This is a genomic window from Burkholderia sp. BCC1208 (assembly GCF_902833095.1).
Lineage (GTDB): Bacteria > Pseudomonadota > Gammaproteobacteria > Burkholderiales > Burkholderiaceae > Burkholderia.
This window is the reverse complement of the sequence record NZ_CADFDY010000012.1, coordinates 282382-294429: the sequence shown is the minus strand read 5'-3', so window position 1 is coordinate 294429 and position 12048 is coordinate 282382. Positions and strand designations below refer to the sequence as shown.

The following is a 12048-nucleotide window of genomic DNA, read 5'->3' as shown; positions in this document are numbered from 1 at the left end:
GCGATGCGGCCATGGGCGCGCAACGGATCGACCGCGCGGCGCGTGGTCGCGATCGCCGGTGCGCCGGGCGCGATGCTCGTCCAGCGGTTGACCGCGCGATGGCGCGCCCTGGTGCGGCGCGTCGCACCCGCACCGGTGTCGGTGCTGTTCGTCGTGCTTTCCTTTACCGGCGTGGCGCTCGTCATCACGCGCGGCGACGTGATTGCCGCGCTGCACGAACCGCAGCACTACGCGGCCAACGCGTTGATCGTCGTCGGCGCGTTGTGCTGGGTCGTCTATACGTTCGGTGCAGCGCGTTTCACCGGCTGGTCGGCACTGAAATACACGACGTTCACGACGTGGCTGGGGCTGACCACGATCCTCACGGTGAACGTGGTACTGGTCGCGACGCAGCGGGTCGCGGCGCCGTCATGGGCCACCGTGCACGCGGTGCTGCCGCATCTCGCTTACATGGGGCCGGTGGCCGGCTTCGGCGCGATCCTGTTGTGGATGACCGGCAACCGCAACCTGGGGCCGATGAACGGCGTGCTGTTCATGGACATCGTGCCGATCACCGCGTTCGTCGTGTCCGCGATCACGGGCGTGGTGCCCAATCGCGCGCAGATAGCTGGCGCCGCGCTGACGGGCGTGGCGCTGATCCTCAACAATCTGTACTTGCGGCGTCGGGCACGACGCATCGGTGCGACGCTTGCGCGCGTGCCGTCGGCGTCCGCGTGATGGAGGACGACGGCGTTCGCGGACGCAACGCGCTTACGGAAACACCACCGTCCGATCCCCGTTCAAGAACACCCGCCGCTCGATGAACGCCTTCACCGCACGCGCGAGCGTGAGGCTTTCGACATCACGCCCCACCGCGAGCAATTGCTCGGGCCGTAGCGCATGATCGACGCGCTCGACGACCTGCTCGATGATCGGGCCTTCGTCGAGATCGTCGGTCACGAAGTGCGCGGTCGCGCCGATCAGCTTCACGCCGCGCGCATGTGCCTGGTGATACGGCTTCGCGCCCTTGAAGCCGGGCAGGAACGAGTGATGGATGTTGATCGCGCGGTTCGCGAGCTTCGCGCTCGTCTCCTGCGACAGCACCTGCATGTAGCGTGCGAGGATCACGAGTTCGGCGCCGCTCGATTCGAAGAAGTCGAGCCATTGCGCTTCCTGCTGCGCCTTGGTGTCGGCCGTGATCGGGAAGTGCCGGAACGGCAGCCCGTGCTGCGCGGCGAGCGGCTCGAAGTCGGGGTGGTTCGACACGATGCCGACGATGTCCATCTTCAGCTCGCCCATCCGCCAGCGGAACAGCAGATCCGCGAGGCAGTGTTCGAGCTTCGACACCATGATCAGCACCTTCGGCCGCGCGTTGACGTCGTGGATCGCCCATTGGATGTCGCCCTCGTGGCCGCCGAGTCCGGCCGCGATCGGCGCGAATTCCTGGCGCAGCGCGTCGATCTGCAGCGTTTCATCCGTCGGATGAAAGACGCAGCGCACGAAGAAGCGGTTGCTGAGATCGTCGTCGAACACGTTCAGCGCATCGACGTAGCAGCGATGGCGATCGAGAAAGCCGACGACGGCGGCGACCTGACCGGCCGCGCTCGGGCACGACAGTGTCAGGACGAATTGATCGGGGCGGTGCTCGGCGGTCATGAGACTCCTCGGATGGCAGGGGCGCACGGCCGCGCGGCGGCGCACGACAGCGCCGCGCGGGTGGCGGGAAGCTCAAGTAAATCAGGCCGATTTCGGCGCGGATAGAACCAACGCGCCGTGTGGCTGGTATCGGCGCGCCAGCGGACCGGACCGGGGCGGGGCTGGGGCAGGGCTGCGGCCGGCGCGGGCGGGCGCGTTGCGTCAGGCCCCCGCGCACGCGTCGAGCAGCCAGCGCCGGAATACGTGCGTCGCGTCCGGCTCGGGCCGCTGCGGCGGCCGCACCAGGAAGTAGCCGCGCGACGTGACGACGGGTGCATCGACCAGTTTCACGAGCTGGCCGGACGCGACGAGCTCGTCGACGAGCGGCGACCAGCCGAGCGCGACGCCTTCGCCGAGCAGCGCCGCATGGATCACCAGCGCATAGCTGTTGAAGGTCACGCCGCGGGCGGCGGGCGGCGGTTCGAGCCCGTGCGCGTCGAACCAGCCCGACCACGACAGCCAGCGCTCGGGGCGCGTCGGCTGCACGTGCAGCAGCGGCAGCGCGAGCAGGTGGTCGGGGCGCGCGACGCCCGGATGCGCGTCGCGGAACGCGGGCGAGCAGACGGGCGTGACGGATTCCGGGAACAGCCGCGCGGCCGTGCACGACGGCCAGTGGCCGTCGCCGAACAGGATCGCGATGTCGCCGTGGTCGCGCTGCGCGTCGTAATCCTGTGACGTGACGACGCGCACGTCGACGTCCGGCATCACGTGCTTCAGCCCGGCCAGGCGCGGCATCAGCCAGTAGGTCGCGAAACCGAAATCGGTGACGATCGTGAGTGCGCCGTGCTCGCGGCGCGCGCGCAGCGTCGCGGTCGCGCCGCGCAGCGTGTCGAGGCTTACCCGCACGGCTTCGTACAGGCACTGGCCGTCGGCCGTCAGCGTGACGCCGCGCGGGCTGCGTTCGAACAGCGGCACGCCGAGTTCGGCTTCGAGCTGGTACACCTGCTGGCTCACGGCCGGCTGCGTCGAGCCGAGCTCGCGCGCGGCGGCCGTGAAGCTCGCGAGCCGGGCGGCCGATTCGAACGCGCGCAGCGCCTGCATCGACGGTAACGGTTCGGGTTTCGACATAAGTCCCTCTAATGGCCCCATAAGGACCGGACGCCTACCCGCGCGAATTCGGGCGGGCGATAGTGCAGCGGACGGTATGGCACATGCGCTTCACGTGCAGCCGCGCAACATACTCCGCGATTCTAGCCAGCGCGGCCCCAGCGCGCGGCAATTTCTGCGGACCGCCTCCGTCATGCCGGACGCCTCGCTGCCCGAGCGGCGAGCCGTTCCATTCGAACACCGCTTTCCCCACGACCGCCGATGACGAATCCGACACCCAACATCCTGATCCTGATGGCCGACCAGCTCACGCCGTTCGCGCTGCCGGCCTACGGCAACCGCGTCGCCCGCACGCCGACGCTCGACCGGCTCGCCGCCGAAGGCGTGGTGTTCGACGCCGCGTACTGCGCGAGCCCGCTGTGCGCACCGTCGCGTTTCTCGCTGCTGACCGGCAAGCTGCCGTCGGGGATCGGCGCCTACGATAACGCCGCCGAATTGCCGGCGCAAACGCTGACGTTCGCGCACTACCTGCGCGCGGGCGGCTACCGGACGATGCTGTCCGGCAAGATGCATTTCTGCGGGCCCGACCAGTTGCACGGCTTCGAGGAACGCCTCACGACCGACATCTATCCGGCCGATTTCGGCTGGGTGCCGGACTGGGACCAGCCGACCGAGCGGCCGAGCTGGTATCACAACATGAGCTCGGTGCTCGACGCCGGTCCGTGCGTGCGCACGAACCAGCTCGACTTCGACGACGAAGTGACGTTCGCCGCGAAGCAGAAGCTGTACGACGTCGCGCGCGAGCGCGCGGCCGGCCACGATGCGCGGCCGTTCTGCATGGTCGTGTCGCTGACCCATCCGCACGACCCGTATGCGATCACGCGCGAATACTGGGATCGCTACGACGATGACGAGATCGACATGCCGGCCGTGCGGCTCGATGCGGCCGAAAGCGATCCGCATTCGCAGCGGCTGCGTTTCGTCTGCGAGAACGACCGCACGCCGCCGACCGACGCGCAGATCCGTGCCGCACGCCGCGCGTATTATGGCGCGACGTCCTACGTGGACACGCAGTTCGGCAGCGTGCTGGCCGCGCTCGAGCAATGCGGGTTCGCCGACGACACGATCGTGATCGTCACGTCTGACCACGGCGACATGCTTGGCGAACGCGGGCTCTGGTACAAGATGACGTTCTTCGAAGGCGGCTGCCGCGTGCCGCTGATCGTCCACGCGCCGGGCCGCTTCGACGCCGCGCGCGTGCGCGGGCCCGTGTCGCACCTCGACCTGCTGCCGACGCTCGTCGAGCTGACCGGCGCCGCGCCCGCCGGCGGGTGGCCGGACCCGGTCGACGGCGCGAGCCTCGTGGCGCACCTGAACGGCACGCCCGCGCACGATGTCGCGCTCGGCGAATACCTCGCGGAAGGCGCGCTCGCGCCGGTCGTGATGATCCGCCGCGGCGACTGGAAATACGTGCATTGCCCGGCCGATCCCGACCAGCTTTACAACCTGTCGGACGACCCGCGCGAACTGACGAACCTCGCCGGGCAGCCTGAAGCCGCCGACGTGCTCGCCGCGTTCCGTGCGGAGGCCGCGCAGCGCTGGGACCTGCCCGAACTGGACCGGCAGGTGCGCGCGAGCCAGCGGCGCCGGCGTTTCCATTACGCGGCGACGACGCAGGGCCGCATTCAGGCGTGGGACTGGCAGCCGTTCACCGACGCGAGCCAGCGCTACATGCGCAATCACATCGAACTCGATACGCTCGAGGCGATGGCACGTTTTCCGCGCGTCGGGCGCTGAACGCACCGCATCGCGATCATTGAAGAACGACGGAGGAAGCGAACCATGAAACGGCAATGCAATGCAGCAATCCGAAGGATCGGCCCGGCGCTCGCCGCCGCCGCGTGCGTGGTGGCGACGCAGCCTGCGTATGCCGCCGATCCGCAGACGTGCGGCGACGTCAAGATGGCGGCGCCCGGCTGGACCGACATCGATGCGACGAACGCGATGGCGGGCGTCGTGCTGAAGGCGCTCGGCTACCGGCAGGACGTGGCGAACCTGTCGGTGCCGATCACGTACCAGGGGCTGAAGAAAGGGCAGGTCGACGTGTTCCTCGGCAACTGGATGCCCGCGCAGGCGCCGCTCGTGAAGCCGTTCGTCGACGAGAAATCGATCGACGTGCTGCACGCGAACCTGAGCGGCGCGAAGTTCACGCTCGCGGTGCCCGACTACGTGGCCGCCGCCGGCGTGCATACGTTCGCCGATCTCGCGCGCTACGCGGATCGTTTCGGCGGCAAGATCTACGGCATCGAGCCTGGCGCGCCCGCGAACCAGAACATCAAGCGGATGCTGTCCGACCACGCGCTGGGGTCCGCGAACTGGTCGCTGGTCGAGTCGAGCGAGACGGGCATGCTCACGCAGGTCGAGCGGGCGGTGCGCGACAAGCGCTGGATCGTGTTTCTCGCGTGGGAGCCGCATCTGATGAACACGAAGTTCCATCTGACGTATCTGTCGGGCGGCGATGCGTATTTCGGCCCGAACTATGGCGGTGCGACGGTCAACACGGTCACGCGTGCCGGGTTCGCCGGCCAGTGCACGAACCTCGCGCGGCTGTTCCGGCAGATGACGTTCTCCGTCGACGTCGAGAACCGGATGATCGCCGACATGCTCGACCACAAGACATCGCCCGCGCTCGCGGCGCAGCATGCGCTGAAGGCCGAGCCCGCGCTGGTCGCCGGCTGGCTCGACGGCGTGACGACGGCGGCCGGCGCGCCGGGCCTGCCGGCCGTGCGCGCGGCCCTCGACGGTCGCTGATTTCCTCCCTCCGGGCGGCCGGTTTTTACCGCGCCGCCCGTCTACGTGTTTTCCCGACCCGTCGCATCGTGACCATTTAGTGTCGCCTACAGACGGGTGACGCGAAATATGGGTTTGTATTTTTCGCCAATGGCTGCGTTATTGCGGAAAACGAAATACCGCAGCCAGTAGACGTACCGAATTCGAATCAGCCGGCGTATCGCGGCACGCGCCAGGCCACGGTTCTTTCCATCGAACGGTTCAGGGAGGGTGGTCGACAATGAAGCAAAAGAAAGTCGCCGTAGCCGCCGCGCTTGCATGCGCGGCCTGTATTCCCGCCATCGGGCACGCGCAGAGCAGCGTGACGCTGTACGGGATTCTCGACGCCGGCATCACGTACGTGAACAACACGGGCGGTTCGCACGTGGTCAAGTTCGACGACGGCGTCGCCTACGGAAACCGCTTCGGCCTCAAGGGCACCGAAGACCTGGGCGGCGGCCTGAAGGCCGTGTTCGTGCTCGAGAGCGGCTTCCATCTCGGCAACGGGCAACTCGGCTTCGGCGGCGCGGAATTCGGCCGGCAGGCGTATGTGGGCCTGCAGAACGACTGGGGCACGCTGTCGTTCGGCAACCAGCTCGACATCACGAACGAACTCGTGTCGATCTACAACATTTCGGCGTGGGGCAGCGGCTATGCGATCCACCAGGGCGACTTCGACCGCTTCAACGGCGACCGTCTGCCGAATTCGGTGAAGTTCCTGTCGAACGACATGAGCGGCTTCAAGTTCGGCGCGATGTACTCGTTCGGCAACGTCGCGGGCAACTTCCATCGCAACAGCGCATGGAGCGCGGGCGCGAGCTTCACGAAGGGCGACTTCTCGATCGGCGCCGCGTACACGCGCCTGAACAACCCGAACGGCATCTACGCGTTCGACCCGTACGCGATGATCGGCACGCATACGTTCCTCGGCCAGCAGACCGTCACGGTCGATCCGGCAACCGGCGCGCGCACCGACCTGTTCGCGAACACGCCGATGGACGTCGACAGCCAGGGCACGTTCGGCATCGGCACGAGCTACACGATCGGCAAGCTGACGCTCGATGCCAACTACTCGTACACGACGATCAAGGGCTTCGGCCAGTCGTCGCACATGCAGGTGTACGAAGGCGGCGGCCTGTACCAGTTCACGCCGGCGCTGAGCTTCATCGCGGGCTACCAGCACACGCGCTTCGAAGGCCATCACTGGAACCAGGGCACGGCGGGCCTGCATTACCTGCTGTCGAAGCGCACGGACGTGTACATCTCCGGCGACTACCTGCGCGCGTCGCAGGGCGTCGATGCGGTGGTCGGCTACAGCTTCACGCCGTCGACGACGCAGACGCAGGCCGACGTGCGGATCGGGATGCGGCATTCGTTCTGAGCGGGGTGGCGGGGTGGTGTGACGTCTTCAGCGAGGTCTCTCTTTGGCGCGAACCGCGGTTCGCGCTTTTTTTTGTGCGATGCGCGGGCTCGACGGCGCTCGCGGCCGGCGGCCGGCCGGTTTTCGGCGGTTGGCATATCATCGCGGTTTGGCCGCGTCCGCACCGTTGCCGCGCGCACCTGCGTGCGTCGTCGTTTTCCCGAACGGTTGCGGTGCGCACCGCCAACCGCCGAGACCTCGATGACCACCCCCGTGCCCGATTCCAGTCCTTTATCCCCGTTACCCGCCAACCTGTTCCGCCACGCGCCGTTCCAGCGTTTCTGGGGCACGCGCGTGATGTCGTCGCTGGCTTTCCAGATCCTGTCGGTTGCCATCGGCTGGTACGTGTATGCGCTCACGCACAGCGCATTCGCGCTCGGTCTGGTCGGCCTCGCGCAGTTCGTGCCGATGTTCGCGCTGACGCTCGTCGTCGGGCAGGTGGCCGACCGCTACGATCGCCGGCGCATCGCGACGATCTGCCAGAGCGTCGAGGCGCTGGCCGCCGGCGTGTTCCTGCTCGGCGCGGTGCAAGGGTGGCTGGCCGCGCCGGCCGTGTATGCACTCGCGGCAATCGTCGGCACGGCCCGCGCGTTCGAGTCGCCGTCGGTGTCGTCGCTGTTGCCGGCCGTCGTGCCGCGCACCGATTTGCCGCGCGCGACCGCGCTGTCGACGTCTGCCAACCAGGCCGCGCAGATTCTCGGGCCCGCGTTCGGCGGGTTGCTGTATGGGCTCGGCGCGCCGGTCGCATTCGGCACGAGCGCCGTTGCGTTCGCAACTGCCGCGATGCTGAGCGGCACGATTCCGCTGCGCAGCGCGCCACCCGCCCGCGAGCCGGTCACGCTGCGCTCGGTGTTTTCGGGCATCGCGTTCATCCGGCGCGAGCCGGCCATTCTCGGTGCGCTGTCGCTCGATCTGTTCGCCGTGCTGTTCGGCGGCGCGACCGCGCTGCTGCCGATCTACGCGCGCGACATTCTTCAGGTTGGCCCGTGGGGGCTCGGCGCATTGCGCGCGGCGCCTGCGGTCGGCGCGCTCGCGGGCACGCTGTGGCTCACGCGTTTTCCGTTGAAGGGCCGGCCGGGCCGCGCGATGTTCGGCGGTGTGATCGCATTCGGCATCGCGACGATCGTGTTCGGGTTGTCGCGACACTTCATGTTGTCGCTCGTGGCGCTGGCCGCGCTCGGCGCATCGGACGTGATCAGCGTCGTCGTGCGGCTGTCGCTCGTACAGCTGCGCACGCCGGACGAGATGCTCGGGCGCGTGAGTGCGGTCAATTCGCTGTTCATCGGCACGTCGAACCAGCTCGGCGAATTCGAATCCGGCGTGACGGCCGCGTGGTGGGGTGCGCCGACGGCAATCGTCGTCGGCGGCGCGGCGACGATTGCCGTCGCGCTTGCGTGGATGCGGTTGTTTCCGCAACTCACGCACATGAAGTCGCTCGAACGCGATCGGTGAGGCCGGCCGTGCGACGATCGTTTCATCCGCAACGGTATGCCGATGTGTTCAAGCGGCCGGCGTCACGCGCACGGCCGTGCCGTAGCAGATGACTTCGGTCACGCCCGTGCCGACCTCGGTCGAGTCGTAGCGCATCGCGACGACCGCGTTCGCGCCGAGCTTGCGGGCATCGTCGAGCATCTTGTCGAACGCGTGCTGGCGTGCCTTCTCGCACAGCGACGTATAGAGCGTGATGTTGCCGCCGAAGATCGTCTGCAGCGACGCGCCGAACGAGCCGACGATCGAGCGCGAGCGCACGACGATGCCCTGCGCGACGCCCAGCGAGCGGACGGTCGTATGGCCGGGGAGGTCGAATGCGGTCGTGACGCGGGCCGGCGACAGGTCGTCGATGGAGCGGGTGGGTTCGGTCATGGTGGGGGAGCGTGTAGCGAGTGGTCGAACGACGATTCTAGCCGGACCGAGAAAAGGCATTCGAACGGGCGTACCCACGCGGGTGAACGCCCGTTTCATTGCCGAACGTGCGAGCCGCTCGACGCGGAACGCTCAGCGCTTGATCGTCGCGCCGGCAATGCCGCCGAGATCGACCGCATAGGCCAGCGCGAGCTTGCCGAACTTCAGCGCATGGTTCGCTTGTCGATCCGAGTTTTCCAGCGTGTCGCTTACCGTGTGGATGTACGGGCTGTCGTTCTGGTCGGCCTCGAACGGGAACGACGCCGGATAGCCCTGCGCATTCCACGATGCGTGATCCGAGCAGGCATACCCGCACTGCGACGTGCCGATCGCGAACTCCGGCAGGTAGGTCTTCGCCAGGTTCGTCACGTAGGTGTTCTGCGCCGCGTTCGTGTAGTCGGTGATCAGGTAGATATCCTTCGGATCGCCCTTGTAGTTCGTCATGTCGAGCTGCAGCACGCCGACCACGTTCGCATTCTGTGTGCGGAACTGCTTCGCGATCGCCTTCGAGCCGAGCAGGCCGGCTTCCTCGGCCGCATACCCGACGAACTTGATCGTCCGTTTCGGCCGGTAGTTGTTCGCTAGCAGCACGCGCAGCGCTTCGGTGAGGCTGGCGATGCCCGATGCATCGTCGTCGGCGCCGGGCGAGCGCGTGTTCTCCGTCGTGCGGCCGACGGTCGAATCGAGGTGGCCGCCGAGCACGACGGTGCCCGCGGCCGGGTCGCTGCCGCGGATCGTCAGGATCACGGATTTCTGCGCAAAGCCCGTGTGCGCGAACTGTTCGACGGTGATGTCGGCTCGCGCCGCCGCCAGCTGCTTCCACTGCAACGCGAGCCAGTCGGACGCGGCGACGCCGTGCGACGTCGTGTAGTAGCGATTCGTGAAGCCGGACAGCGACGTGATCGTGCCGACGATGTTGCTGGCCTGCAGTTGCTGGACCCACGTGCTGATCTGCGGCACGTTCGACACCGTGTACGCAGCGGCGGCGGCCTGTTTCGCGAGCGTTGACGGCAACGGCTGGAGCGCTTGCCGTGCGTCGTCGAACGAATCGTGCACGACGTAGCCGGGCCCGTGGCCGCGCGTGCGGTGGACGGCGTGGGCCAGCTCGCCGAGCCGGGAATCGTCGATCTCGACGACGTGAACGGTTTCGCGGCGCGCGGCGCCGTCGGCCGTCTTGCCGGCGTCGACGGACGTGCTGTATTGCGCGGTTGCGGTCGCATCGATGCGTTGAAGCTGGCGGAACGCGGTGTCGCCGAGCGTGATCCAGACGGGCGTCGAATGCGCGGCGGCGGTCAACAGCATGCCGCCCAGCGCGGCGCTCAGGCGGGTCGATTTCAGAGTAGGCATGTTCGATCTCGTGAGGATGGCGATGTCGATGAAGGGAGCGCGCCGCAGATCGTGCGACGCGCTCCCGCCTGCTGCGGCATTACGACTTCTGCGGGACGGTCACGCCGTACGTGCAGCTCTTGTTGTACGCGTTGCCGATCGCGGCGAGCTGCGCGCTGCTGTAGCCGAGCGCGGACGCGGCCGTCAGCACGGCCTGCGCGGCGGCCTTCTGGTTGGTCGAGCTGTTGGTCATCGACAGCCCCTTCAGGAACGCCTTGTCCATCGCCTGCGCGCCGATCGCGTCGCGCGCGACGAGGTTGCACGACGCCCAGTACTGGCCGGCCGTGTGGATCTCCGCGCCGCGCGCCTGCGCATAGGTGCGCCCGACGTTCCAGTTGGTCACGCGGCCGCCCCAGAACTCGTTGTGACCGTCCCAGTTGTAGACCCAGTGATACTGCGCATCCGAGGGGCTCCACTGGTTGAAGTCGCGGCTGTACGCGGCGGCGAGATAGTCGCCGGTGCCTTCCGACAAGCCTTCCTGTTGCGACAGGCCGCCGTTGGTGACCCAGTCGTGGATACCGTGGCCGAGCTCGTGGATCACGACGTCCGCGTCCTCCGCGTCGTCGACGCCGCCTTGCCCGAAGGTCAGCCGGCCGCTGCTCGACGAGTACGACGAGTTGTCGTCGCCCGATTCGCCGTGCGGGTCGTACTGCACGCCGCCCGTGTACTGGTACGGCAGCGCCTTGATGCCGAGCGTCTGGTTCACGTAACGCAGGAACGTGTCGATGTGGTAGTACGCGTTCACGGCCTCGAAATACAGGTTGCCGCGCGTGAACTCGAACGCGGGCGTCGACTGCGACGGGCAAGCCTTGTCGAGCGGCGCATCGAAGTCGACGCACGCCGCGTACGGGCCCGTCAGCGTGTAGCGCGTGCCCGACTGCGCGAGATCCTTCAACGTCACGCGCACGCGCGCGGCCGTGAGCTGCGTCGAATCGGCGTCGTTGCCGTCCTTGTAGCCGGTGCTGCCGTAGCTGCTCTTCGTCGGCGACAGCGGATCGGGGCGGAACACGAAGCCGGTGCCGTCGGTCGCGTAGAACGCCTTGTCCTCGGCGCGCAGCACTTCGCCGCTGCCCGAGTCGATCAGCAGTTCCCAGTCGCCCTTCGGGCCGTCCTGCGGGCGGCCGCGTACCTTCCACGCGGTATGCGTGCCGGCCTTGTCGACGAACGCGACGAGCTGCGCATCGAGATGCGTGAAGCCGCTCGCGCCGAGATACGCGCGGGCGCGATCGAGCGCCTGCTGCTGGTCGACGGCCTGCGACTTGCGCGTCGTCGCGACCACGCCGTTGATCGTGTTGCTCGCGACGTACAGGATGCGGCCGTCCTTCGCGACGGTCACCGCGATGTCGCTGCCGTACACGGGCAGTCCGGCGGCCTGCTGCTGCAGGCGCACGACGGTGAAGTCGGCGTCGCTGCGTTCCGACGTGACGACGAGGCTCGCGAGCGCGGCCGCGTCGAGCCCGAGCTGCGCCGCTTGCGACGCGACGAAGTCGCGCGCGGCGGCGGCGGGCGTCGCGGCGGCCTTCTTGACGCGATAGGCCGGGTTGTACAGCGTGACGGCGACGCCGTCCGCGCGGAATTGCCCGGCGGCCGTGTCGGCCTTCGCGGCCGGCGGCGCGACGCCGCGCGTCAGGCTTTCGCGCAGGCTCGCGGCCTGCGGATTCGACACTTTCGTATCGGCCAGGGTGCCGCCGACGATGCCGAAACCGAGCGCGAGACCCAGGGCGAGCGGCAATGCTTTGCGTGATGTCTGCATACGTGATCCTCATCTCAACGGTTGGACACGCCCGCAC

Annotated in this window: 10 protein-coding genes; 5 read left to right on the top strand and 5 right to left on the bottom strand. The window is 68.0% G+C overall.

Features of this window, described 5'->3' with window-relative positions; all coding sequences use genetic code 11:
• Positions 1–3: 3 nt before the first annotated feature.
• Positions 4–717 (top strand): EamA family transporter, encoded by a 714-nt coding sequence (locus HWX09_RS28555; protein ID WP_175888612.1) that lies wholly within the window; start codon positions 4–6, stop codon positions 715–717.
• Positions 718–750: 33 nt separating this feature from the next.
• Here HWX09_RS28555 and purU read toward each other — a convergent pair whose 3' ends face one another.
• Together purU and HWX09_RS28545 are read right to left on the bottom strand one after the other, a co-directional pair.
• Positions 751–1635: a formyltetrahydrofolate deformylase gene (gene purU / locus HWX09_RS28550; protein WP_027781307.1), complete on the bottom strand. Its 885-nt coding sequence runs from the start codon at positions 1633–1635 to the stop codon at positions 751–753.
• Positions 1636–1836: 201 nt separating this feature from the next.
• Complete coding sequence (locus HWX09_RS28545; protein WP_027781306.1) at positions 1837–2742, bottom strand: LysR family transcriptional regulator; 906 nt, start codon at positions 2740–2742, stop codon at positions 1837–1839.
• A 240-nt stretch (positions 2743–2982) separates the two neighbouring features.
• Here HWX09_RS28545 and betC point away from each other — a divergent pair, with 240 nt between their 5' ends.
• The 4 genes from betC to HWX09_RS28525 all read left to right on the top strand — a co-directional run bounded on the left by betC (position 2983) and on the right by HWX09_RS28525 (position 8422).
• Positions 2983–4518 (top strand): choline-sulfatase, encoded by a 1536-nt coding sequence (gene betC, locus HWX09_RS28540; RefSeq protein ID WP_027781305.1) that lies wholly within the window; start codon positions 2983–2985, stop codon positions 4516–4518.
• A 45-nt stretch (positions 4519–4563) separates the two neighbouring features.
• The gene (gene choX, locus HWX09_RS28535; RefSeq protein ID WP_027781304.1) at positions 4564–5532 is read left to right on the top strand and encodes a choline ABC transporter substrate-binding protein; all 969 of its coding nucleotides are present in this window, start codon (positions 4564–4566) and stop codon (positions 5530–5532) included.
• A 259-nt stretch (positions 5533–5791) separates the two neighbouring features.
• On the top strand, positions 5792–6931 hold the full coding sequence (locus HWX09_RS28530; RefSeq protein WP_027781303.1) for a porin: 1140 nt from the start codon (positions 5792–5794) through the stop codon (positions 6929–6931).
• 240 nt (positions 6932–7171) lie between these two features.
• The gene (locus tag HWX09_RS28525) at positions 7172–8422 is read left to right on the top strand and encodes an MFS transporter (protein WP_027781302.1); all 1251 of its coding nucleotides are present in this window, start codon (positions 7172–7174) and stop codon (positions 8420–8422) included.
• A 48-nt stretch (positions 8423–8470) separates the two neighbouring features.
• On the opposite strand, the gene HWX09_RS28520 is transcribed toward HWX09_RS28525, so the two are convergent.
• From HWX09_RS28520 to HWX09_RS28510, 3 genes are all read right to left on the bottom strand, one after another.
• The gene (locus tag HWX09_RS28520) at positions 8471–8833 is read right to left on the bottom strand and encodes a YbjQ family protein (protein WP_027781301.1); all 363 of its coding nucleotides are present in this window, start codon (positions 8831–8833) and stop codon (positions 8471–8473) included.
• Positions 8834–8965: 132 nt separating this feature from the next.
• Positions 8966–10219 (bottom strand): M20/M25/M40 family metallo-hydrolase, encoded by a 1254-nt coding sequence (locus HWX09_RS28515; RefSeq protein ID WP_027781300.1) that lies wholly within the window; start codon positions 10217–10219, stop codon positions 8966–8968.
• A gap of 79 nt (positions 10220–10298) precedes the next feature.
• A complete protein-coding gene (locus tag HWX09_RS28510) occupies positions 10299–12011 on the bottom strand; it encodes a M36 family metallopeptidase (RefSeq protein WP_027781299.1) in 1713 nt (570 codons plus the stop codon).
• Between the last annotated feature and the right edge of the window lie 37 nt (positions 12012–12048).